The sequence below is a fragment of the Variovorax rhizosphaerae genome, assembly GCF_037889975.1.
Classification (GTDB): domain Bacteria; phylum Pseudomonadota; class Gammaproteobacteria; order Burkholderiales; family Burkholderiaceae_C; genus Variovorax; species Variovorax rhizosphaerae.
Window position 1 is genome coordinate 31,985 of sequence record NZ_JBBKZT010000013.1, and the last position, 22,193, is coordinate 54,177.

Below are 22,193 nucleotides of genomic sequence, written 5' to 3' on the forward strand. Positions count from 1 at the left end.
AAAGCAATCACTTCTTATGATTCCACATGGCCAGTCAGCCATACCAAACAGGAGACAAACAACATGGCACTTTGGAGAGAGTTCGAGGACGCATCGGTCGTCCAGTCGTTCCGAGAATTCGCCCGCACGCACGTGCAGCCGGTGGCAGCCGAGATCGACCGCGATGACCTCTATCCGGCCGATGTCGTGCAGCGCGCGGCGGAGCATGGGTTCAACGCGCTTATCGTGCCTGAGCAATACGGTGGTGCCGGCTGTTCGTTCCGCCGGGTGGTCTCATTCTTCGAGGAAGTGGGGGCGGCCAGCGCGTCGGTGGGCATCTCGTTGAACTCGAACTTCCAGGCGCAGAACGTGATCCTTCGCGTGGGCGCTGAGAGCTTGCGTGAGCGCTATCTCCCTCAATTCGCGCAAGGCTTGAAGGCCTCCTACGCGCTGACCGAACGCAACCACGGCAGCGACATCCGCACGCTCGACACGCGTGCCGTGCGCGACGCGGAAAGCTGGGAACTGAACGGGCAGAAGTCCTTCATCACGTCCGGCACCGGCGCCGACCTGTTCATCATCCTGGCGCAAACCGACGAGGGCCTGGGCGTGTTCGCCGTACCGCGCGACACGCCGGGCGTCAGCACCTTCGCCAGCGACCGCAGCGAGACCTTCGGCCTGCGCAACGGACCGCACGTGGAGTTGCTGCTGCAAGGCGCTCGGATCCCTCATGACCACCTGATCGGAGAGGTGGGCCAAGGGCTGAAGGTGGTGGTGCGCAACCTGAACTACTCGCGCACGCTGAACGCCGCCATGTCGATCGGCCTTGCGCGCATGGCCTTCGAGGAGTCGCTCGCCTACGTGCGGCAGCGTAAGGCCTTCGACCAGTTCGTCTACGACTTCCAGGGCATCCAGTGGTACTTCGCGGAATCGCTGGCCCAGATCGATGCCGCCCGCTTGCTGCTGTACGAGGCGGCGGATGCGATCGACGAACAGCGTGACGTGGAACGCCATTCGAGCGAAGCCAAGCTGATGTGCTGCACCGTGGCCAACAACGTGACGGCGAAGGCGATCCAGGTCTGCGGCGCCTACGGGACGATGGTCAATTCGCCCTTCAATCGCTACTGGCGCGATGCCAAGACCTTCGAGATCGGCGGCGGTTCGATGGAGGTGCTCAAGAACACTGTCGGGCGCTATCTGGGGCGCTTGAACCTCGATCAACTGGCGGCCTCGCCAGTCGCCTGACACGGCCTTCCCATCAATTCAATCACCTCATCGATATCCCCATGTTCAGCAACCAAAATCTTGCACAACTCATCATCAGCGCGGCCAGGCGCTCTCCGCAGGCGCTCTTTGGCACGGACCAGGTGTCCCGGCCCTTGATCGACGCCGTGAAAGTGGCCGGCGACCTGGCCCGGCACTTGGCCGCCTCAGGCCTGCGCCGGGGCTCCACGGTTGCATTTATCGGCGCCACCAGCGAGCACTACCTGATCCTCTGGATGGCCGCCCAACTCATGGGCGTGCGCACCGCGCTCATCAATCCGCACTATCCGCAGGAGCTGCTGCGCGACATGCTTATGGACCTGAGGCCCGACGCAGCGGCGTACTTCGACGACACGTACGCCGCGCCTGCCAGCCCGGCTTGGGGGCAGGTGGATGCACGTCGCGCCTGGGACGGCCAAGTGACGCTGACGCCTGCTGAAGGCACCAGCGCATGCAGCACTGCCGATGCGGGCGACGCAGCCGAGTGGGGCGCGCAGTGCGCTGGCGGCGACATCGCCAGCTACATGCATACCTCGGGCACCTCGGGGCGTCCCAAGTTCTGTGCGCAGAGCCACACCTACTTCATCCGGCTCGGCCGCTTCATCGCCGACTCGATGGGCTACACATGGCGCGACGTGGTCTACGCGCCCATGCCCATGTTCCACATCAACCCGCTGGGCTATGGCGTCGTCGCGGGCTTGACCGCGGGGGCCAGCACACTCGGCACGAGCCGTTTCTCCGCGGCGGATTTCTGGGCCACCGTGAAGCGCATCCGCGCAACGGCCGCGGTGCTTCACGGCACGCCGCTGAAGATGCTGGTGAGGGATACCACCATGCAGGACAGCGATGGCCACCAATTGCGTTCCGTGTTCTTCGCATCGGAGGAGTTCCTGACGAAGTTCAACGTACCGATGGGCATCACGCTCTATGGCTCGACGGAGGCCGGTGGCCTGTGCCACCTGTGGCAACTGCGCCCGGGCGATGCGGAGCCCGCGGACGAGGGCCCGACGCAGTACGCCGGGCGTGTGCGCTTCGACATGGACGCCAAACTGTCTGACGAAGGCGAGATCCTTGTGCGGGAGCTTTCCAAAGACACCATGTTCTCGGGCTATTTGCGCGACGGTGTGATCGACCCCTCGCTGGACGCGCAGGGCTGGTTCCACACCGGCGACCGGGGCCGCGTCGATCAGTACGGGAACCTGGTCTTCATCGAGCGCCTGAGCGAGGCGATCCGCGTGAATGGCGAGTACGTGCCCATCGACTACGTGGAGCGCAAGCTGGAGACCGAGGCGGGTCTGTCCGAGTTCGCGCTGTGGAGCAAGCCGGATGGGGTCAGCGGCCAGCGTCCGGTGCTGTTCGTGACCGACCCCGACCTGGATCTCGCGCGCACCACGGCGGTGATCAAGTCGTTGCCCGGAATCATGCGGCCCGTGGAGATTCTGCGGATCGAAGCCCTGCCGCGCGACACGGGCGTCAACAAGGTGCAGCGCCGCCGCCTGGTGGACCAGGCTGTGTTGTGGCGCCACGCGCTGGCTTGATCTACCTTGCTCTAACGGACGAATCATGAAGATCGAATCAAGCTGCCTGACGCCGCCAAAGACATTTCGCCCGGCCACGTATGAGGTTCCACAAATCGCGTGCGACACGCACGCACACGTCGTCGCGGCAGACGAGTCGGCGTACCCGCTGGTCGCAAACCGAAGCTACACGCCGGTGCCCACGCCCGAAGCCGACTATCTCGCGATGCTGGACGCCACCGGCATGGATCGCGGTGTGCTGGTGCAGATCAGCGTCTACGGCACGGACAACCGCTACATGCTCGAAGTGCTGCGCCGTCATCCGGATCGCTTGCGAGGCATCGGCGTCGTATCGCCCGACGTGTCGGAGCGCGAACTGACCGCGATGCATGAGGCGGGCGTGCGCGGACTGCGTCTCAACGTGCTCTATGGTGGCGGTGTGGGGCTGGACGCGGCGCAAACCTTGGCCGCAAAGATCAAGGACATGGGCTGGCACCTGCAATTGTTGCTCGACGCGCAGCAACTGCCGGAGCTGATGCCGCGCCTCCAGAAGCTCACAGTGCCCATCGTCGTCGACCACATGGGCCACATGCCGGTGGCACTCGGTACGCAGCATCCGGGCTTCCAGGCGCTCCGGCACTTGTTGCGCGAGCACGGCTGGTGGACCAAACTTTCCGGCGCGTACCGGATCAGCGAAGGGCCGGCGCCGTATGACGACGTGACACCCTGGGCGCAAGCGCTTGTCGAGGCTGCGCCCGATCGGGTCGTGTGGGGCAGCGATTGGCCGCACGTCGCGGTCGCGCCGATGCCGGATGCCGGCGAGCTGCGCAACCTGCTGGCCACCTGGGTGCCCCAGGCGGCGCAACGACACCGCATCCTCGTCGACAACCCGGCACGGCTGTACGACTTTCCGAGGACCGAAGGGAACGCATCGTGAGCACATTCCTGAAGTACGAACAGCGGGACCACGTGGTCACGCTGACCATGTCGCAGCCCGAGCAGCGCAATCCGCTGACAGGCAACACGGCGGTCGAGGAGTTTCTCGAAGCGATCGACAGGATCAGCACCGATCGCAGTGTACGAGCGGTCATCCTCACGGGTGAAGGGCCCGCCTTCAGTGCCGGAGGCGACATCCGCAAGATGAAGGAGCAATCCTCCGGCCATGTAGACGGCATGCGCATTCGCGAGGACTACCGGCAAGGCATCCAGCGCCTGCCACTCGCGCTCTTCAGCCTGGAGGTTCCAGTGATCGCCGCCGTCAACGGCCCGGCCATCGGCGCGGGCCTCGACCTGGCCTGCATGTGCGACCTGCGCATCGCGTCGGAGAAGGCGCGCTTCGCCGAGAGCTTTGTGAAGATGGGCATCGTGCCCGGCGACGGCGGTGCCTGGCTGCTCCCGCGGGTGATTGGCTTGTCGCGCGCGGCGGAGCTGTCGTTCACCGGCCGCGTGATCGATGCAGCCACCGCGTTGCACTGGAATCTGGTCTCCCAGGTGGTGCCGCACGATGAACTGCTCTCGGCAGCCAACCGATTGGCGGATGAGATCGCAGCCAATCCGCCGCAGGTCACGCGAATGACCAAGCGGTTGATCCGCGAGGGCATGCACATGAGCCTGGCTTCGCTGCTCGAACTGTCGGCCGCGCATCAGGCGCTGGCGCATCAAACGGCGGACCACCGTGAAGCAGTGTCGGCCTTCCTTGAAAAACGCACGCCGCAGTTCGGCGGCTGATGGACCATGCCCTCATGAACGCCGTACAACACTCAAGCGTCCGCCAGGACATCGCCACTCGCCCATTCAATGTCGTGCGGTTCGGCTTCTGGATGGACCCCGAATTCGACCGCATCCTGTCTGCCGAATCTTCCATCTCGCTACAGACCTGCGCCATGGACAGCCCGGATGGGGTGCTTGGGGCGGCGCTGGCCAGCGCGCAGGTGCTGCAAACCAACTCGGCCAGGGATGAACTGCCGGCTCACCTGTTCGCCGACGGCGCGCTGCTAGAGCGCTGCCCCCGCTTGCTGGCCGTGTCAGCCAATGGCTCGGGCTGCGACACCATCGACATCGACGCATGCACCCGGGCGGGAGTCATGGTGCTGAACCAGGCGGGAGGCAACGCCGACTCGGTGGCCGAAATGTCCCTGGGGTTGATGCTGGCGGTGCTGCGCCGTATCGCCGAATCAGATCGACGGCTCCGGGCCGGCGACCGCGGCTTCAGCCGGGAGGATCTGATGGGCCGTGAACTGCGAGGCCGCACGCTGGGCCTGGTCGGCATGAGCGCCATCGGCAGCCGCACCGCTGCGCTGGGTCGCGCCTTCGGCATGCGCGTGCTGGGCAGTGACCCGGGGCTGGACACGCAGGAGATGGCGCGGCGCGGCGCTGAAGCGGTGAGCTTTGACGAGCTCCTGCGGCAGTCCGACATCGTCTCGCTGCATTGCCCGCGCAACGCACACACGCTGGGCCTGATGAACGCCGCGCGCTTTGCCAGCATGAAGCCGGGCGCAATCTTCATCAGCACTGCGCGCAGCGGCATTCACGACGAGGCCGCGCTCGCCCAGGCACTGGTAAGCGGCCACTTGGCAGGAGCGGGGCTGGACGTGTGGCAGCAGGAGCCTCCGCCCGCGACGCACCCGCTCCTGGCCTTGCCCAACGTGGTGGCCACGTACCACACCGCCGGCGTGACACAGGAGGCACGGCGCAACAACGCCGTGCTTGCTGCCACGCAGATCACGCAACTGCTGACCACCGGCCAGCGGCCCGAGCGACTGGTCAACCCTGAGGTGTGGCCGCGTGCGAGTGTGCGTCTCGAGGACCTTGCAGTGCGGGTTTGAAAGGTGTGTCGTGGCGTGAATACGACGGCTCCGTAGTAGACACTTCGGCTCGGCGCCGGTCCGGCATTTTGTGCAGCTTGGTAGTTGCGCTTTCGGATCGCCGAGTTGATCTCCGTCGCCGCGAATGTCTCATGTGGCAGCCCCAGTGACTACGCTCCACCAGGGACTTCGCGACAGTTCAAGTAGCGCGACGCGCTTGCATCGCTTCAGTTGGAAAAGACTGAGGCGATGAGATTGACGACACGGAACGGCAGCCTGTCGAAGTTCCGAATATTCCCCGAACGAAGGCCACAGGCATAGGTGCGCCTGACCCTAGACGCTAGCTCAAAGTTGGCATCGCCAACGCGACTCAGACCGTTGAAAATTCAAGTTTGTCGGGGTGTCTTGTCGGCGCCGTGGCGCGGTAGTGGAACGGGCCGACTTGCGTGGTTGTCAGCGCAACTCTGCTTCCAGGATGGATCCGCTGTGGGATTCGGTCATCACAACGGATGAAGTTTGAGGGCGAATGGCGACATTGGTGACAGTTTGGCCAGCGGGACTTCGAATGAAGTGCGTGATTTCGCCACGAGCGTTGAGGACGAACGCACCACCCAGGCTGGCGTGTGCCACGATCAGCCCTCCGTTCGGCGTGGTCGCGAGGCCGTCCGGACCGCTGGTTCCGAAGAAAGTCCTGAACGCGCCCATTTTGCTGATGCTGCCGTCTGCCATGACAGGCGCCCGCCAGACCTGGTTCGCGCGCGTTACTGCGACAAACAGGACGGAACCATCCGCAGTCAGGGCGATACCGTTGGGACTGGGCACGTTGTCCACGACCAGGTCAAGGCGCCCGTCTGGCTCTAGCCGATAGACCCGTCCGCTCGGGTCGTGCAAGCCACTCTGGCCCTGGTCGGTAAAGTAGAGGTTGCCGCGCGCATCAAAGCACAGGTCATTGAGGCCGCGGAACGCTTCGCTGTTGCGATGCGCAAGCATCGTGTCGATCTTGCCGGTGGCGCACTCGCAGCGCAGCAGGCCTCGACGATAGTCTGCAATCCAGAGGCTGCCGTCGACGTGAAGAGCCATTCCGTTGGGCCATCCGCCGGTCTCGGCCACCAATTCCCAGGTTCCGTCGGCTGTGATACGGAAGAGGCGCCCATGCGGAATGTCTGTGACGTGCAGGACGCCGTTTGCGTCGAACGTGGGACCCTCCAGAAAGCAGTCAACGAGCTGTCCTGGCTTGTTCGCCTCAGCCCAGTCCGTTCGGACGGCGCGGCGAAGTTCTGCGGGCATGCGCGTCAGCACGCGTGCCTCGATCACGATGGGCGGAGCAAAGTTCAAATTCCACATGGTCGATACGTAGTGCGATCACACGTTTGGGGATTCTGCGATGCGACGGTGAAGCAGATCGGCGAGGCGGTCTTCGTCATAGCCCACCTCGCGCAACAACTGCGCGGTATGTTCCCCGATCCGAGGCGGCTGCAAGCGCAGTCCCGGTCGAGCGCCCCCAATCATGAGGGGAAGCAGCGGTGCCTTCGAGACCTGGCCGTTGTCCAAGTGGATCGGCACGAGTGCACCGGTGGCCAGCAAATGCGGGTCGTCGAAAAGCTCCTCGGGCCGCGTGATGGGCGCGAATGGAAGTCCTTCCGCTTCGAAGACGCGAGCGACCTCGCGAGCGTCCACGCCAGCCAGGCGCGCACGCAGCAACGGCATCATCCAGTCCCGGGCCGCCACGCGCAGCACGTTGGTCTCCAGCCTCGGGTCTTCCAGCCAGTCGAAAAACTCGAAGGCCTTGCAGAAAATGCGCCATTGCTTGTCGCTCACCACCGCCAAGAAGATTTGCTGATCATCCTTGACTGAGAAGACGTCGTACACCGCCCACGAAGACACACGCGTGGGCATCGGTGGCGCGGGCTTGCCGGTGGCTGCGTACTGAAGCATGTGCTGACCCACCAGGAAGACGCTGTTTTCGAACAACGACGCCTGCACTTCGGTTCCGAGGCCAGTCGCAGCTCGCTGAGACAACGCGGCCATCGCGCCCATTGCGCCGAATATCCCGCCCATGATGTCGTTCACGCTGGAACCTGCGCGTAGCGGGTCGCCCGGGCGGCCCGTCATGTACGCGAGTCCGCCCATCATCTGAACCACTTCGTCCAGTGCAGTCCGGTGCTCATACGGCCCCGGCAAGAAGCCCTTGTGCCCGACATAGATCAATCTCGGGAAGCGCTTGCGCAGCGTGTCGTAGCCCAGGCCCAGCTTGTCCATCACGCCCGCCTTGAAGTTCTCGCTGACGATGTCGGCACTTTCGATGAGCGCCAGGGCGGCTTGAACTCCCTCGGGCTGCTTCAGGTCCAGAACGACCGACTTCTTGTTCCGGTTGAACATGGGAAAGAAGCCCGCACCGGCTCCGGGTAATTCCCGGGTTCGATCACCGCCAATCGGCTCGATCTTGATGACGTCCGCGCCAAGGTCGCCCAGCACCATTCCGCAGGTGGGGCCCATGACCATGTGCGAAAACTCGATGACGCGAATGCCTTCATAGGGCAAGCGATTGGCGCTGCCGTGGGTGTCGGCCGAAGAAGTCGATTCAGGCATTCACGCCTCCTTGCTGAGAAAATCCATTGATTGGATGAAGCCTTTTGGAAGTCCGGCTTCGTGAACCATGCCGTAGAGAGGCTCGCCCGGCAGGCCTGCCTGCAACGCTGCACGCGCCTCACGCAGGAGCGCTATGTCAATTCCGGTCGATACGCCCATGGCTTCGAACATGAAGACAAGGTCTTCAGTGACGACGTTGCCCGAAGCGCCGGGCGCGAACGGACATCCCCCGAGCCCACCTTGCGAACTGTCGAAGGTTGTCACCCCTTCCTCGTAGGCGGCGAGGCAATTGGCGAGACCCAAGCCGCGGGTGTTGTGCATATGTGCGGCGCCGGCACGCGGACCAAGCTCCATGCGAAGCCGGCGGAACAGCCGGCGAACCTGCGCCGGGTTGGCATATCCCACCGTGTCCGACAGTCCGACCTCGTCGGCACCTGCATTCGCGCAAAGAACGGCTGTTCGGATTACGTCGTCTTCGTTGACGACGCCTTGGAGCGTGCAGCCGAATGCGGTGGAGATGCCGGCCTCGATACGGGCCGATGGCGCGATGTCCTGCCGGAGCTGCGAGATTGACCTCACATCGTCGATCATCTGCTCACGTGTCCTGCGGACGTTTGCGAGGGAGTGCGCAGTGCTCGCAGAAACAGGCAGCGTCAGCTTCTGTGCACCCGCTTGGAGCGCGGCATTTGCGCCGCGCAGGTTGGGCACCAGCGCCATGACCGTCACGCCTGGTAGCGTGCACGCGTGCTTCGTGACCTCGGCGGCATCAGCCATCTGCGGCATCAGTTTTGCGGGGACAAAGGACGCGACTTCGATCTCGCGCAACCCGGCCGCCGCAAGCGCGTCGAGCCAGCGCATCTTGTTCATCGTCGGCATTGTTGTAGCGATGGATTGCAGGCCGTCGCGTGGCCCAACTTCACTGATTAGGACGTCGATCTTGGGACTACTTGAGAAGGGCGGTTGTGGCATGACAGGTCAGATAGGAGGGGACATGTCCGATTCAGGACAGCGATGCAGTTCTTGAGGCGTGGATCACCGCGCGTGCGAGCGTTCGCTTGGCACGTTCAAACATCGGCAAGTCGACCATGCGGCCGTCGAGCATCAGCGCGCCACGTCCCTCGCCAGCGGCAGATTGGTAGGCTTGGATCAGGCGTGTGGCTTGCGACGCCTCTTCGACCGAAACGCCGAACGCTTCGTTCAGTATGGGAACCTGAGAAGGATGTACGCAGGTGGCGCCTTCAAAGCCGAAGCGCCGCGAGCGCTGCACCATCGTGCGGAACGCATCCAAGTCGCGGAAGTCGGCGACGCTACCGATGTAGCCGAGCGGCTGTACGCCAGCTGCGCGCGCCGCGATGATCATCGACTGCTTCGGCATCAGCAGCACATCCGCAAGTGCTTCAGCGCCACAATCTAGCGCGAAGTCCTCGCTGCCGAGCATCAGCGCTGCGACTCGAGGCGATGCTTCTGCGATCGCCTGCATTTGGCCGAAGGCATGGGCGGTTTCGACTATCGCGATCAAGCGGGTGCGCACTGGCGTGCCGCTGCGTTGCTCCTCAACCGCCACAAGCTCGTCAAGCAAGCGTACATGCTCGGCACTTGCCACCTTGGTTAGCGAGATCGCATCGGCTCCCGCGCGAATCGCTGCCTGGATGTCGGGGACAGCGAGCTCCAGTGGCCGGTTGACGCGCACGAGTACGCCCACTCCATGGCCGCGCAGTTGCGGCACGGCCTGCGCAAGTGCGTCGCGCGCGGCCGTCTTGACTTGAGTCGGAACGCTGTCCTCGAGATCGAGCTGGACGGCGTCAGCGCCACTGCGTCCCGCCTTGTCGAGGTAGGCATGCCGATGCGCGGGAACAAACAGGATCGAGCGCCAGGCCCAATCCTCGATTTGCTTGGCGGAAGGATGCTTCTGGACGACGCACGATCTCATAGCGCGGGCTCTGCCGAAGCCTGGGTAGCAGCGCTGTGCAATGCGCCGCTGGATTGAAGCAAGTCAATTTCTTCGGATGTGAAACCGACCGATCGCAGCACGTCGACGTTATCCTGCCCAAGCTTCGGCGCGGGTGTGCGGACGCTACCCGGCGTACCGGAGAGTCGAGGCACGACGTGATGCATTGGAAAGCTGCCCATCTGGTCGTCCGGGTAGTCAGCCAGTACTTCCCGGTCAACGAAATGCGGGTCGTCCAGGATCTGAGAAATGTCGTAGATTGGACCGATGGTGACTTCGGCCGCCTCAAAGAATGCGACGTTGTCGGCTTGACTTCGCTGCATGACGAACTCGCCAATGATTTGATCGAGGTCCTCTGCATGCCTGACGCGCTCCGCGTTGGTCGCGTACCGAGGGTCTTGGATCAGTTCGGGCCGTCCGATGGAAGCAAACAGGCGCGCGGCCATCTTTTGCGTCGAAGCAGACAACGCGACATACCGCTGGTCCTGGGTGCGGTAGACATTGCGCGGTCCAGAGTTCGTGGAGCGGCTTCCGGTGCGTGGCTTCACTTTGCCAGAAAGGCGGTAGTTCGCTGCCTGCGGCCCGAGCACGGTAAACACGGGATCGAGCAACGGGAGGTCAATGACTTGGCCTTGGCCGCCATTCACCTCGACCTGACGCAGAGCGATCAGCACACCCGCGGCCCCGTAGAGCCCGGCATAGCTGTCGGCCATGTAGGTTGGTGGCAGCACCGGTTCGCGATCGGAGAAACCGTTGAAGGACGCGAAGCCGGAGATTCCTTCGACCAAGGTGCCGAAGCCGGGCCTGGGGCTGTAGGGTCCGGTTTGTCCCCAGCCCGAGATGCGTACGATCACCAGGCTCGGGTTGCGGCGCAGGAGTTCCTCCGGATCAAGGCCCATACGCTCCAAGGTGCCAGGCCTGAAGCTCTCGACAAGGACATTCGACTTCTCGATCAGGCGCATGAGCACCTCGTGGGTCTTGGGATGGCGCAGGTCAATGCACAGGCTTCGCTTGTTGCGGCTGTAGAGCTTCCAGCTCGTCTCTACATCACAGGTGGTCCACCCTCGAAGCGTGTCGCCATCGTGCGGTTCGACCTTCACGACCTCTGCGCCGAAATCGCCAAGCATTTGAGTGACCGTGTTCCCTGCCACCAGGCGGGAAAGATCGAGCACACGCACACCCCTAAGCGGCGCTGGTGCATCTGGCATGTAGTTTCGATGGTGCAAGGGCATGGGAATGGGTGATGTCGCGGTGCCCAATCTTCAAGGGCTGGTATGCGTGCAACAAGTCGTACCAGGCTCATTCAGAACCAGCTGTTTGCTGCTTCTTGTTGATTGCACTCGAGGCCACACTCGCACTTGATTTGCCGCAACGCCACTTGCTACATCTTTCCCTACGGAGACCCATGACACGCTTTCCAACCCGCCGCGACATGCTCTTGTCTGCCGCCGCGCTCTCCTTGGGCGCCGCGCACGCCCAAGATGCATGGCCCTCACGCCCAGTGCGCCTCGTGGTGCCGTTTCCGCCAGGTGGCGGATCTGACACGCTGTCCCGCCACATCGTGGGCAAGTTGTCAGCCCAGAAAGGCTGGACTTTTATCGTCGACAACAAGCCTGGCGCCGGGGGGAATGTGGGCTTGGACCAAGTGGCGAAAGCCAAACCCGACGGCTACACGCTCGGCATGGGCCAGACCGCCAACTTGGCGATCAATCCGACCCTTTATCGAGCGATGCCTTTTGATGCCGCACGGGACTTCACGCCCATCTCCATGGTGGCTACCCAGCCGCTGATCTTCATCGTGCGCTCCGAATCCAGGTTCAAGACGTTGGCGGACCTCGTAAAGACCGCACGCGAGCGCCCCGACACGGTCACGATGGCCAGTGCCGGCAACGGAACTGCGGGACACTTGACCGGGGAGTACCTGGCCAGGCAGGCCAATGTCCGCTTCTCGCATGTCCCCTACAAGGGCTTCGGGCAGGCCATGACCGACTTGCTCGGAGGTCAAGTGGATTTCTTGGCGACATCTCCGCAAAGCTGTATCGGCCAGATGCGTGCAGGCAAGGTCCGCGCACTGGGGGTCACATCCCTCAAACGCATGGAGTTGTTTCCGCAGGTTCCGAGTCTCGACGAGTTGGGTTACACCGGATTCGAGGCCGCGGAGTGGAAGGTGCTGCTAGGCCCTGCGGGCATGCCAGCCGACATCGTTCGACAGATTCATGCGCAAGTGCAAAAGGCTTTGACGGCCCCGGACCTTATTGAGACCTTGGCCTCCGAAGGCGCGACTCCGATGAGCAGCACACCCGAAAGCACCCGAGCGTTCATTCTGGCCGAACAACGGCGTTGGGGCGCAGTCGTGAAACAAAGCGGTGCGGTGGTCGATTGAACACCCAGAGTCGCAGATACAGGAGTTCCATCATGTTCCGAAGACTCTTCTCGCTGACTTGCGCAATCGTCGGCACTGTCACCGCTACCTTGGCGGCGGCGGATTCATATCCTTCCCGGCCGATCAAGTTGATCGTACCTTTCGCAGCGGGATCCTCGACAGACGTGCTTGCAAGGCTGGTCGGCGACGGCCTAACGCGCGCGCTCGGCCAGCCGGTCATAGTCGACAACCGCGCGGGCGCGGGCGGCATGATTGGCACCACCGCAGGAGCCAAGGCCCCCGCTGACGGCTACACGCTGACAATGGCAGGCAGCGGTCCATTCGCCATAAATCCTGGCATCTATTCAAAGCTTGGATACGATCCGCTGAAGGACTTCTCGCCGATCATCAACATAGCGAACACCCCGCAGGTGATGGTGACTTCGTCCACCAGCCCCTACCGAAGCCTCAACCAGTTCATCACCGACGCCAAGGCAAGCGGAAAGCCGATCGACTACGCCAGCATCGGCTTGGGATCGACCAGCCATTTGGCCGGGCAGCTCTTCCAGAAGGTGTCTGGCGTCGCGATGAACCACGTCCCGTTCAAGAGTAATGGTGAGGCGCAGATCCAGGTCATTGGCGATTCGGTGCCGGTGATGTTCGACGCATTGCCGGGCATACTGACCGGTGTGAAGGGCGGGCGACTGCGCGCGCTGGCAGTGGCAGCGAAAGAGCGTTCGCCCTTCGCCCCGGACGTGCCTACTTTTACTGAACTCGGCATGCCCTCCATGGTAGTAACAGGCTGGATCGGCTTGGTCGCGCCTGCTGGCACTCCGACCGAGGTGCTGGATCGTCTCAATTTGGAACTCAACAAGATGCTCCTTCAATCCGACGTCAAGGACAAGTTGAAGCTGGTGGCTTTCAGAGGGGTCGGCGGTACGCGCGCCGAATTTTCGGGCTACATCCGCGGCGAAATTTCGCAATGGTCGCAGGTAGCGAAGGAAGCCGGCGTACGTTTGGATTGAACCTGCCTATGACCCCCGCGATTCCCTCTTTGCCGGCCGGTGCAACGGACTGTCATTTCCACATCTTCGATGCGCGCTTTCCGACAGCTGCGGGACGGCAAGCCCGCGCCTCCGCTACTGTGGCGGACTACCTGTCGTTTCACGACGGACTGGGATTGGCGCGCGGTGTCGTGGTCGCGCCGTCGACTTACGGCCATTCGAACGAGTGCCTCTTTGAATCAATGGAGCGATTCGGGAGCCGCGATTTCCGCGCCGTGGCCATGCCACCGGTCGATCTGAAAACTCTCGACTGGGAGGGGTGGCATGCACGTGGTGTGCGCGGATTGCGTCTGTACACGGGTCATGCAGATTTTCCGGACCCGGTAGGCTTGCAGGAACTCGGGAGCAGGGCGGCCGAGTTCGGATGGCACCTGCAAATGGTCGGCGAGCAGGCTCGCGAACCTTTCGCTGAAATGGTGGACGTTTTGGCCAAGCTTGCTTGCTCAATCGTGTTCGATCACTTTGGTTTTGCGCCGCAACCTGACGCGGCGCGCAGCGTCACCGCAAGCGCGCTGCACAGGCTGCTCGACCTCGGCCGTACGTACGTAAAGCTTTCGGGCATGTACATTCAATCGAGGCGGCTGGACAACGACTGCGACGATTTCGATGAGATGGCGATCGACCTCGTGCGCCGCGCCCCTGGTCGATTGCTGTGGGGATCGGATTGGCCACATACGTTGGCGGCGACCAAGCCCGACGGCCACCGACTGTTGCAGCGCCTTGAGTATTGGGTTCCCGCGCTGGCGGCGCGCCACGCCATCCTCGTCGACAATCCTGCTTCCCTGTATTGGGCCGCTTAATCCGGGATGAGGACGAGTGTTCAGAGCGCTTCAAGCAGTAGCTTGACGAGACCCGCCTTGGCCGAGGAGCGCAGCCACAGCAGCCCCAATGTGCGGCTCTCGAACTCCTGCGGAAGAGCTATCTTGGCAACTTTGAGTCCAGCGGGGAGAGGCGGGTCGGCGTCTGGTATGAGCGATACCCCCAAACCGCGATCGACCATCATTGCTATCGCGGTTAGCGACGTCAGCTCAACTCTTTCAGAGGGCGAGATCCCTACGGAGCGCAAATAGCGTTCGGCGGACTGCCCGCCCCACTCGGTGCGTCCATATCTGATCAACGGCCCGCGCCGTAGCAATTCGTGCGGATCCTGCTTTGCCATGCGCGCAGGTGCCAGGACCACGAGCGGCTCCCGGCGCAGCGTGCGCCAACCGATTGTCTTTGGCAATGTGAAATGCGGGTGGACGCAAAGTGCAGCATCAACATCGCCTTGCTGTACGGCGTCATAAAGCTTCGTCGATGTGTCCTGCGCGATGTGCACCTGTATTTGCGGCTGACGTTCAACCAAGCGCATCAACAAGCCCGGCACGATCGAGTGCAGTGCCGTGTGGATCGACCCCAATCGAATTATTTGAGCCGGTGCACCGGATCGGGCGACGTCGCGCAGCTCTTGCATTGAGCGCAACACCTCACGCGCTCTGGCAAGGACATCGTAGCCAGCCGGCGTGAGTTGCACCGTGCGCCCGGCGCGGGCCAGGAGGGCTGCACCGAATTCCCGCTCCAAGACCTTGAGCTGCTGGGCGACCGAGGTAGCCGAAAGGTTGAGGCGGCGAGCTGCCTCGGCCATCGAACCGGTCTCGGCAACCAGAACAAAGGTCTGCAGGTAGTTGGTCTCCATAGTCAGTGACTCCTGGCGAATACGGGGTTCTACATCGGATGCCACCGTGGCGGAGCGCGATTGTCCAAGCGTTGGCTTCTGTTGCGGGCGACTATTTCCGCCTTTCCAAGCAACATCAGGAGCTGATCGCCCATCTTGCCCCCCGCGCAATGTTACCGAGCCCTCGATGGAGGATTGCTGTGTTCCATTGATTCGGGCCACCACTGCGCATGACCTGGCGATGGGCAACGCAAAGCGTTGTCCACCGCCTTTCCCCTTTGATAATTTTTCTAATGTCTTTGCCGGGCGCGCAGCGCCCGGCCCCCCTTCAAATTGCTGTGGCCCTGAGCGGCAGTGATCCGTTCAATTCCGCTTCTTGCCGGCATTGATCAATCCATTTGACGGGTTGCGTCTGCGCGCCATGTTGCAACAGCACGCTGCACCGGTCGCAGGTGGTTGGCCGTTAAGGTTGTACGGGCGCAATCTCTTCCTCCGCACGGCTGGCAAGTCTGATGAGTGGGCACTTAGGGCCCTGAGCAGAATTTCGATTCGCGATTGAGGCCTTCTGCAATGCTGGCCAAAGCAGTCGTTCGAGGTCTCGCGCTCGGACTCGTTCAAGCTGTTCAAGCTGAGCTTGGCGAGATCCGAAACGTCAGCGATTGGCGTGCTTGTAGCCCACGCGCTGAACTGGCGTCAACGCGCCGAAACTTGGCCACGCCAGTAGTACACCTTGTAGTTCCAGCGTGCGCTGGAAGTCGCCGAGCAAGTCCTTGTCGGCACGCACTGCGCGCAGCGGTTGCTTGCGCGCGAGGGAGAACGCCGCCAATGTGCCTGCTGCTTCGCCGATGCTCCATTCGGTCGCATGCTCACGGTACGCGCCGTTCGTGATGCGCGTGGTGCCCAGGTTTTTGCATGCGGGCAATAGGTTCTCGACGCGTGCTGGTATCAGCGCCCCGAGTGGGATCTGGAAAGGGAACGAGTCGATGTCGACCGTGTTGCGCCCTCGCGTGCTCGGGTGCAGGTCGATTCGATAGGCGCCAATGCCCACGCTGTCGGAAAAGTGCTCGGCGCCAGTCTCGCCAGGTCGCGCCGCCACGCCGATGTGCTGTTCCAAGACAGTGAACTCGGCCCGAATCCTGCGCCCCTCGCGGTAGTAGGCCTGCTTGGCCAATCCATCGGCCGTGCCCAGGACGTCTCCACGCAATCTCAATCCACGGTAGCCATGGCCGCCATCGTGGCGCGGTGCATCGGTCTGCATCCAGTAAAAGAAGGCCAGGCTGAACTGCCGCGATTCTTCCAGGGCCAGAGCCTGCGCCTCGGGCGACACGCCGACGACGGGCTTCTCCCAATAGTCCATCTGAGGCCAGTTCGCCAGAGTGATGTCGCTGGCGTAGCTGCCAGGCTCGAAGTTCTGCCGATAGGCAATGCGCCGCGCATGCCACAGGTCGTAGAGCGAGTCGGTGTCGGTGGGCCCGACGAACAACGGCCGCTCACGCGGCTGGTGCGTGACGAAGTCACTCAGTGTCCAGCTCAACTGCGGGCCCGGCCAGCAATCGAGTTGCAGTGTCTTGAGCCGCTCGTAGTCGGTTGGCTTGTCGATCGTATGGTCCTCGTCGGGGAGGTAGTCTGCGGCGAGGCACCAGGTGATGGCCTGCTGGTCGAACGGATCCGCTTCGGGCAACGCGTGCAGTTCGTTCGTCTGCGACTGCGCTTCCGCACCGAATACATGTTCGACCTTGGCCATCTCGAGCAGGTCGCCGATTTCCGTGGCGTCGACAAATATGGGGGCGATCAGCACAAGCTTCGTATCGGCACCCAGGTCGCGCACATGCACGGCGCGGATGCGATCTCCATCAGTCTCGGTTTTGAGCAGGCGATGCCGCCGCAGCACGGTCACGCGGCCGGCCGCAACGTGTGGCGCCAGCAGTTCGTCGATCGCCTTCACCGCAACCCACGGTTCGTGGCACAGCGAACTGACGTTGCCCTGCCCAGGGTTGAGGCGAACACGCGCGCGGGCGACATCCGTCAGCGGCATGTGTCGCCGGTAGTAGTTGCGGATCGTCTCGCGAAACGTGGCGTAGCTCTGCGAGGCCGTCAGGTACTCGATCCAGGGATACTCGTCGGGCGGAACGGCTTGCGAAGTCAACTGGCCGCCGAGCCAATCGAGCTCCTCGACCAGGATGACCTTCGACCCCAGCCGTGCGGCCGCTAGCGTGGCGGACACGCCGCCCAGGCCGCCGCCGATGATGACGACATCGGCGATTCTTTCAGTCGCGTTCATGTTGCGGCTCACTCCGCCTTGATGCCGAGCTTGCGGATCGCGTCGCCGTAGCGCTGCGTCTCGCTGGCGATCAGCTTGCCGAACTCGGCGGGGCTGCCCGGAGCGCCTTCGACGCCCATAGCCTGCAGCTTGGTCTTCGTCTCCGGATCGCTCAGTACCGCGTTGATTTCCTTGTTCAGCTGTGCAACCACCGCGGTGGGCGTGCCGGCGGGCGCCAGGACGCCAAACCAGCCGGTCACCTCGAACCCGGACATGCCCTGCTCCGCAACCGTGGGCACATCGGGCAGCACGCTCGATCGCGTTTTAGTGGTCACCGCAAGGGGGCGCAGCTTCCCTGCCTTGATGTGGGGCAGTGCGCTGGACGGAATGTCGAAACCCAGATCGACCTCGCCCGACAAAAGCGCCGTCAGCGCCGGGCCAGAGCCCTTGTACGGCACCATGACCATGTCGATCTTCGCTTCGTTCTTCAGGAATTCGGCCGCGAGGCTGGTGGTCGTCGCGCCGCCACCGCCGGCTGCGTAGTTGAGCTTGCCGGGACTCTTGCGAGCCGCATCGATCACGTCCTTCAATTGCTTGTAGGGCGCCGATGCCGGAGCCACGATCACGACGGGCGATGCGCCGACCTTGGCGACAGGCTCAAAGCTCTTCTGCGTGTCATAGCTGAGCTTGGGGTACAGCGCTGCACTGCCTGCATGGCCGCTGGTGACCATCAGCAGCGTGTACCCATCCGGCTTTGACGCAGCGACCGCTGCCGTTGCAATGGTGCCGCCCGCGCCCGGCTTGTTGTCGACGATCACCGGTTGCCCGAGCGCGCTGCCGAGCTTTTGCGCCAGCAGTCGCGCAAGGTTGTCGGCCGAGCCGCCCGCCGCGAAGCCGACGACCAGGGACACGGGCTTGGTGGGATAGGTCTGTGCTTGCGCGGTGCACAGTGCCAACGCGGCGGCCGCGACGAGGAGGCCTTTGGACAAGGGGCGGAGGATCGGGGTCATGGTTTGTCTCTTTACAAGGATTGTGTGAATGGCATCGATGCTAGGAACGTATGCCACCTCGGTCCAATACCAATCACGGCGCAGGCTATAACATCAGGTTCTTATAGAGGGTTTTCACCGTACAAACTGTAGTAGGTACTCGCGTGAATCTGCGCCAGATCGAAGTATTCAGAGCCGTCATGACCACAGGCTCCACGACCAATGCGGCCAAGCTGCTGCATGTGTCCCAACCGGGGGTCAGCCGGCTTATCCGACACCTTGAAATCCAGTTGGGCGTCACGCTCTTCGAACGTCGCAATGCCCGCCTCATTCCCACGCCGGAGGCGCACACCTTACAGGCTGAAGTCGACAAGGTGTACCGCGGCGTACTGCATGTGCAGAACGTGGCGACCCACCTGCGCTTTGGCGACCATGCCACGCTGCGGGTGTTGTCGAGCGCCAATACGGCGCTGCAACTCGTGCCGTTTGCTACGGCGAAGCTGCTTGAGCGATTCAACCACTCCAAGGTGTTTTTCGAGTCCCTGCCAACTCGCGAGATCGTCCAGACGCTGGTCGCCGAGGAGGCAGATGTCGCGATCTCCAGCGCTCCGCTCGAGCATCCCGTATTGGAGGTCCGCGAGATCGGGCGCTGGACGCTGCAGTGCGTTGTGCCCAAGGGCCACGTATTGCTGGAAAAGAAGAAGTTCGACTTGGCCACGGCCTTGCGCCAGCGCCTGGTCGTCTACAGCCCCGAAGCGCCGCAGAGTCGCGTCATCGATGGCTGGATGGAGAAATTCGGCATTGCGCGGCAGGTCGTAGTGGAGGTGCGCTCGGGTTATGCCGCCTGCGCGATGGCTGCGAGCGGCGCGGGTGTCGCGTTCGTCGATGACCTGTCCGCGCGGGCACATCGTTCGGAGAACCTTTCGCTGATCGAGATCCCGCACGCGCCCCGGTTTCCCATCTACAGCGTGACCAACGTCAACCGGCCACCCTCGCAGCTCGGACAGACATTTCTCGAACTGGTGGCCGGCGAGTTGGCGAGCCTTTCATAGCGCCGATTGAGGCGGTCGAAGCAGGCTGTACAAGGTCGCGTCCGGGACCGGCGCCGGTACAGCCACGGCTTCGCTTGGCAGTCCGACCGCCACGAGCCAACTGCCCTCGATCGCATGCGCCTGGCCGCCCTGAAGCCATGGCAGGGGTGCTGCATCGGGCGACCTCTGGGCGAGCAGCAAACCATCGTTGGAAGCGTGATCTGTCGCGCGCAGGCGCGCGACGGATTCTGCATCGACGGTCCACACCGCCAGGTTGGTGGACGAACCGAACGCTTGGGACTCGCGAACGTCGCAGACCCAACGTGACAGGTTGCAAAGATGTGGACGCATGCGAGCGCTCATGGGCGTTGGATCGCTCAGCAGTGCACGGTAGGCATCGCTCTCCACCACACGCGCATCCCGCATGCCATAGATCGTGAGGTAGCGCGGTGCAATGCCGGCGCCCAGGCGGCGATAGCGCCGGCCCCACAGCATCCCCGGCACAGTCAGTCGTTCAGGCACGTGTTCGTCGGCATGCCAGGCGTTGTATTCGGCATCCAACTCGGGCGCAACGTCGTTCCAGAGTGCCAGGACGGCACCTGCGGCGGCGATGACCTCATTCATCGCATGGACCCGGCTTCAGCAGCACCTTGCTCGCTGACTTGGCATGCGCCAGTGCGAACCCCTCTGCTGCTTGGGACAAGGGCAAGACATGACTGACCATCGGGCGCATGACCTCATCCATTTCGCCAATCAGTTCAAGGGCCAGCGGCCAATCGGACTCGGGTGGACGGAATGAGCCGCGCAATTGCTGCTGGTTGCGCACCATCGGGGTGAGGTCGAGCGCCAGCGGTCGAGCGTGAATGCCAGTCACAACGACGATGCCATTTCGCCTCAGAAGCGCCAGGCATTCCGTGACGGTCTCGGGCACGCCCGCCGCTTCGAAGATCACGTCGAAGGACTCTCCGCCCGTGTGCTCACGGCAGCCTTCGGCGAGCGATTGCCTCGCCACATCGACCAAGGCCGCGAAGCCCATGCGACGCAATGCATCGAATCGGGCAGCGTCGTCGAAGCCACTGACGACCACCTGCCTGGCCCCGGCGCGCCGCGCCAGCGCCGCGATGCCTTGGCCGATGGTCCCAGGGCCCATGACGAGCACCCGCTTGCCGGCGACATCGCCAGCGATGCGAAGCGCCTGCATGGAAATGGTGAGCGGCTCGGTGAGCGCTGCGAGCTCGTCGCTCACGCTGTCGGGCACGGGCACGCAGTTGCGCAGCGGTACCTTGACCCAAGGTGCAAAGGCACCATCGCGCGTCATCCCGATGCCGCGTCGCTTTTCACAACCATCATGGTCGCCCGCCTCGCAAGCGGCGCACAAGCCGCACGTCACCGAAGGACGCACCACGACGCGCTGGCCTGCGAGGGGCCCGGTTTGCGCCACCCCGACGAACTCATGCCCGATCGTGACGGGAATGCTCTGGGTGATGAAGGCGTAGCTGGGCGTCCAGTCGTCCACGTGCAGGTCGCTGCCGCAGATGCCAGTGGCGCTGACTTTCACCAGCACGTCGGTGGATCCCGCGTCCAGCATCGGCGCCGGAACATTCACCAGTTCGAGGCCCGCTTCCGGGCGTGTCTTGCGCAAGGCTTGCATGATGTGGATTCCGGGATCAGTCGATGCTGATGCCGACCTTCGTGATGATGGCGCCCCACTTGAGGCTCTCGGCCGCGATGAAGGTCTTGAACTCATCGGGCGAGCCACCGCCGATGATCAGGCCCTGTTTGGCGAAGGCTTCGCGCACGCCCTTCTCCTTCATCACCTCGTTGACGTCCGCATTGATGCGGCGCACCAGATCCGGAGACGTGCTGGCGGCCGTGAAGAGGCCGTTCCAGGCCAAGGCTTCGAAGCCGGGATAGCCCGACTCGGCGACCGTCGGCAGGTCCTTCATGGTCTCCGTACGCTTCAGGCTGGTCGCGGCCAAAAGGCGGATGCGCCCGCCCTGGATCAGCGGCAGCAGCGCGGGGGCGACGGTGAACAGCGCTTGTGTCTCTTCGGATGCCACCGAAATGCCTGCAGGTGGCGAACCGGCAAACGGCACATGCGTCGCCTCGAACCCCGCGGTGCTCTTGAACAGTTCCATGGTCAAGTGCGAGGAACTGCCTGCGCCGACGGAGGCGTAGTTGATCTTGTTGCCCTGCTTCTTCGCCCATGTAACGAATTCAGGCAACGTCTTCGCGGGGTGGCTCGCCGCCACCGCCAGTACATTGGGCTGGGACGATGTCAGCACGATGGGCAGCAGATCCTTTGCGGGGTCGTATGCCATCTTCTTGTACATGTGCGGGCCGAAGGCGATCGGCCCGTTGAAGCCGATGCCCAGGGTGTAGCCATCGGCTGGCGCCTTGGCGACGGCCGTCATCCCCAGCATGCCACCAGCGCCGGCCTTGTTCTCGACCAGCACCGGCTGCTTCCAACGTTCGCGCAGCTTGTCTCCCAGCGTGCGGGCGATGAAGTCGAGCGAGCTGCCGGCCGGCGCCGGCACGACGAGCTTGACCGGCTTGGTGGGCCAGGTTTGAGCCGAGGCTGCCAGGCCAAATGCGCATCCCGCAAGCAGGGCGAAAGTTTTCTTCATCTGTATGTCTCCGTTGGGTGGGCGGCGCATCGGCGCCAGGAATGAACGAATTTTGGGCGTTCAGCTTCGATATTCCAAACACCGATAAGCTATGGGTTCTATACCT

The 22,193-nt window shown here is 63.2% G+C and carries 20 protein-coding genes; 9 read left to right on the top strand and 11 right to left on the bottom strand.

Annotated features, from left to right (window positions below; all coding sequences use genetic code 11):
• Positions 1-63: 63 nt before the first annotated feature.
• From WKW82_RS25595 to WKW82_RS25615, 5 genes are read left to right on the top strand one after another with little or no spacing between them, the layout of a single operon-like run.
• Positions 64-1,224, top strand: coding sequence for an acyl-CoA dehydrogenase family protein (locus WKW82_RS25595; RefSeq protein WP_340345250.1), 1,161 nt, complete (start codon positions 64-66; stop codon positions 1,222-1,224).
• Positions 1,225-1,265: 41 nt separating this feature from the next.
• A complete protein-coding gene (locus WKW82_RS25600; protein WP_340345251.1) occupies positions 1,266-2,780 on the top strand; it encodes a class I adenylate-forming enzyme family protein in 1,515 nt (504 codons plus the stop codon).
• Positions 2,781-2,805: 25 nt separating this feature from the next.
• Positions 2,806-3,696 (top strand): amidohydrolase family protein, encoded by an 891-nt coding sequence (locus WKW82_RS25605; protein ID WP_340345253.1) that lies wholly within the window; start codon positions 2,806-2,808, stop codon positions 3,694-3,696.
• On the top strand, positions 3,693-4,487 hold the full coding sequence (locus WKW82_RS25610) for a crotonase/enoyl-CoA hydratase family protein (protein ID WP_340345254.1): 795 nt from the start codon (positions 3,693-3,695) through the stop codon (positions 4,485-4,487). The genes WKW82_RS25605 and WKW82_RS25610 overlap by 4 nt, the downstream gene beginning before the upstream one ends.
• A 14-nt stretch (positions 4,488-4,501) precedes the next feature.
• A complete protein-coding gene (locus WKW82_RS25615; RefSeq protein WP_340345255.1) occupies positions 4,502-5,584 on the top strand; it encodes a hydroxyacid dehydrogenase in 1,083 nt (360 codons plus the stop codon).
• A 432-nt stretch (positions 5,585-6,016) separates the two neighbouring features.
• On the opposite strand, the gene WKW82_RS25620 is transcribed toward WKW82_RS25615, so the two are convergent.
• The 5 genes from WKW82_RS25620 to WKW82_RS25640 are packed head-to-tail and all read right to left on the bottom strand — an operon-like array spanning position 6,017 to position 11,332.
• On the bottom strand, positions 6,017-6,907 hold the full coding sequence (locus WKW82_RS25620; protein WP_340345256.1) for an SMP-30/gluconolactonase/LRE family protein: 891 nt from the start codon (positions 6,905-6,907) through the stop codon (positions 6,017-6,019).
• A gap of 18 nt (positions 6,908-6,925) precedes the next feature.
• Complete coding sequence (locus tag WKW82_RS25625; RefSeq protein ID WP_340345258.1) at positions 6,926-8,152, bottom strand: CaiB/BaiF CoA transferase family protein; 1,227 nt, start codon at positions 8,150-8,152, stop codon at positions 6,926-6,928.
• Positions 8,153-9,121: a hydroxymethylglutaryl-CoA lyase gene (locus WKW82_RS25630; RefSeq protein WP_340345260.1), complete on the bottom strand. Its 969-nt coding sequence runs from the start codon at positions 9,119-9,121 to the stop codon at positions 8,153-8,155.
• A gap of 31 nt (positions 9,122-9,152) precedes the next feature.
• The gene (locus tag WKW82_RS25635; RefSeq protein WP_340345261.1) at positions 9,153-10,082 is read right to left on the bottom strand and encodes an HpcH/HpaI aldolase/citrate lyase family protein; all 930 of its coding nucleotides are present in this window, start codon (positions 10,080-10,082) and stop codon (positions 9,153-9,155) included.
• Complete coding sequence (locus tag WKW82_RS25640; RefSeq protein ID WP_340345262.1) at positions 10,079-11,332, bottom strand: CaiB/BaiF CoA transferase family protein; 1,254 nt, start codon at positions 11,330-11,332, stop codon at positions 10,079-10,081. The genes WKW82_RS25635 and WKW82_RS25640 overlap by 4 nt, the downstream gene beginning before the upstream one ends.
• Before the next feature lie 173 nt (positions 11,333-11,505).
• On the opposite strand from WKW82_RS25640, the gene WKW82_RS25645 reads away from it, so the two are divergent.
• The 3 genes from WKW82_RS25645 to WKW82_RS25655 are packed head-to-tail and all read left to right on the top strand — an operon-like array spanning position 11,506 to position 14,326.
• A complete protein-coding gene (locus WKW82_RS25645) occupies positions 11,506-12,483 on the top strand; it encodes a Bug family tripartite tricarboxylate transporter substrate binding protein (RefSeq protein ID WP_340345263.1) in 978 nt (325 codons plus the stop codon).
• Positions 12,484-12,515: 32 nt separating this feature from the next.
• The gene (locus WKW82_RS25650; protein ID WP_340345264.1) at positions 12,516-13,487 is read left to right on the top strand and encodes a Bug family tripartite tricarboxylate transporter substrate binding protein; all 972 of its coding nucleotides are present in this window, start codon (positions 12,516-12,518) and stop codon (positions 13,485-13,487) included.
• A gap of 8 nt (positions 13,488-13,495) precedes the next feature.
• Positions 13,496-14,326, top strand: a complete 831-nt coding sequence (locus WKW82_RS25655) for an amidohydrolase family protein (protein ID WP_340345265.1) — start codon at positions 13,496-13,498, stop codon at positions 14,324-14,326.
• Positions 14,327-14,346: 20 nt separating this feature from the next.
• Here the strand turns inward: WKW82_RS25655 and WKW82_RS25660 are convergent, their stop codons facing one another.
• From WKW82_RS25660 to WKW82_RS25670, 3 genes are all read right to left on the bottom strand, one after another.
• Positions 14,347-15,201: a LysR family transcriptional regulator gene (locus WKW82_RS25660; protein ID WP_340345267.1), complete on the bottom strand. Its 855-nt coding sequence runs from the start codon at positions 15,199-15,201 to the stop codon at positions 14,347-14,349.
• A gap of 631 nt (positions 15,202-15,832) precedes the next feature.
• Entirely contained in the window at positions 15,833-17,461 is a 1,629-nt protein-coding gene (locus WKW82_RS25665; RefSeq protein WP_340345268.1) for an FAD-dependent oxidoreductase, read from the bottom strand.
• An 8-nt stretch (positions 17,462-17,469) separates the two neighbouring features.
• On the bottom strand, positions 17,470-18,450 hold the full coding sequence (locus WKW82_RS25670; RefSeq protein ID WP_340345269.1) for a tripartite tricarboxylate transporter substrate binding protein: 981 nt from the start codon (positions 18,448-18,450) through the stop codon (positions 17,470-17,472).
• A gap of 143 nt (positions 18,451-18,593) precedes the next feature.
• On the opposite strand from WKW82_RS25670, the gene WKW82_RS25675 reads away from it, so the two are divergent.
• On the top strand, positions 18,594-19,481 hold the full coding sequence (locus tag WKW82_RS25675; protein ID WP_340345271.1) for a LysR family transcriptional regulator: 888 nt from the start codon (positions 18,594-18,596) through the stop codon (positions 19,479-19,481).
• Here WKW82_RS25675 and WKW82_RS25680 read toward each other — a convergent pair.
• Genes WKW82_RS25680 through WKW82_RS25690 form a run of 3 tightly spaced genes read right to left on the bottom strand, consistent with a single transcriptional unit; the run spans position 19,476 to position 22,087 of the window.
• Positions 19,476-20,084: a hypothetical protein gene (locus WKW82_RS25680; RefSeq protein ID WP_340345272.1), complete on the bottom strand. Its 609-nt coding sequence runs from the start codon at positions 20,082-20,084 to the stop codon at positions 19,476-19,478. The two genes, WKW82_RS25675 and WKW82_RS25680, sit on opposite strands and share 6 nt — an antisense overlap.
• Positions 20,077-21,111: a zinc-dependent alcohol dehydrogenase gene (locus tag WKW82_RS25685; protein WP_340345274.1), complete on the bottom strand. Its 1,035-nt coding sequence runs from the start codon at positions 21,109-21,111 to the stop codon at positions 20,077-20,079. Before WKW82_RS25685 ends, WKW82_RS25680 begins: the two co-directional genes overlap by 8 nt.
• A gap of 16 nt (positions 21,112-21,127) precedes the next feature.
• A complete protein-coding gene (locus WKW82_RS25690) occupies positions 21,128-22,087 on the bottom strand; it encodes a Bug family tripartite tricarboxylate transporter substrate binding protein (RefSeq protein ID WP_340345275.1) in 960 nt (319 codons plus the stop codon).
• Positions 22,088-22,193 lie beyond the last annotated feature (106 nt).

What these genes read in the sequence shown, in the direction of transcription:
- WKW82_RS25595 (WP_340345250.1), top strand. Translation starts at nt 64, where the DNA reads ATGGCACTTTGGAGAGAGTTCGAGGACGCATCGGTCGTCCAGTCGTTC.
- WKW82_RS25600 (WP_340345251.1), top strand. Translation starts at nt 1,266, where the DNA reads ATGTTCAGCAACCAAAATCTTGCACAACTCATCATCAGCGCGGCCAGG.
- WKW82_RS25605 (WP_340345253.1), top strand. Translation starts at nt 2,806, where the DNA reads ATGAAGATCGAATCAAGCTGCCTGACGCCGCCAAAGACATTTCGCCCG.
- WKW82_RS25615 (WP_340345255.1), top strand. Translation starts at nt 4,502, where the DNA reads ATGAACGCCGTACAACACTCAAGCGTCCGCCAGGACATCGCCACTCGC.
- WKW82_RS25620 (WP_340345256.1), bottom strand. Translation starts at nt 6,907, where the DNA reads ATGTGGAATTTGAACTTTGCTCCGCCCATCGTGATCGAGGCACGCGTG.
- WKW82_RS25625 (WP_340345258.1), bottom strand. Translation starts at nt 8,152, where the DNA reads ATGCCTGAATCGACTTCTTCGGCCGACACCCACGGCAGCGCCAATCGC.
- WKW82_RS25630 (WP_340345260.1), bottom strand. Translation starts at nt 9,121, where the DNA reads ATGCCACAACCGCCCTTCTCAAGTAGTCCCAAGATCGACGTCCTAATC.
- WKW82_RS25635 (WP_340345261.1), bottom strand. Translation starts at nt 10,082, where the DNA reads ATGAGATCGTGCGTCGTCCAGAAGCATCCTTCCGCCAAGCAAATCGAG.
- WKW82_RS25640 (WP_340345262.1), bottom strand. Translation starts at nt 11,332, where the DNA reads ATGCCCTTGCACCATCGAAACTACATGCCAGATGCACCAGCGCCGCTT.
- WKW82_RS25645 (WP_340345263.1), top strand. Translation starts at nt 11,506, where the DNA reads ATGACACGCTTTCCAACCCGCCGCGACATGCTCTTGTCTGCCGCCGCG.
- WKW82_RS25650 (WP_340345264.1), top strand. Translation starts at nt 12,516, where the DNA reads ATGTTCCGAAGACTCTTCTCGCTGACTTGCGCAATCGTCGGCACTGTC.
- WKW82_RS25655 (WP_340345265.1), top strand. Translation starts at nt 13,496, where the DNA reads ATGACCCCCGCGATTCCCTCTTTGCCGGCCGGTGCAACGGACTGTCAT.
- WKW82_RS25660 (WP_340345267.1), bottom strand. Translation starts at nt 15,201, where the DNA reads ATGGAGACCAACTACCTGCAGACCTTTGTTCTGGTTGCCGAGACCGGT.
- WKW82_RS25665 (WP_340345268.1), bottom strand. Translation starts at nt 17,461, where the DNA reads ATGAACGCGACTGAAAGAATCGCCGATGTCGTCATCATCGGCGGCGGC.
- WKW82_RS25670 (WP_340345269.1), bottom strand. Translation starts at nt 18,450, where the DNA reads ATGACCCCGATCCTCCGCCCCTTGTCCAAAGGCCTCCTCGTCGCGGCC.
- WKW82_RS25680 (WP_340345272.1), bottom strand. Translation starts at nt 20,084, where the DNA reads ATGAATGAGGTCATCGCCGCCGCAGGTGCCGTCCTGGCACTCTGGAAC.
- WKW82_RS25685 (WP_340345274.1), bottom strand. Translation starts at nt 21,111, where the DNA reads ATGCAAGCCTTGCGCAAGACACGCCCGGAAGCGGGCCTCGAACTGGTG.
- WKW82_RS25690 (WP_340345275.1), bottom strand. Translation starts at nt 22,087, where the DNA reads ATGAAGAAAACTTTCGCCCTGCTTGCGGGATGCGCATTTGGCCTGGCA.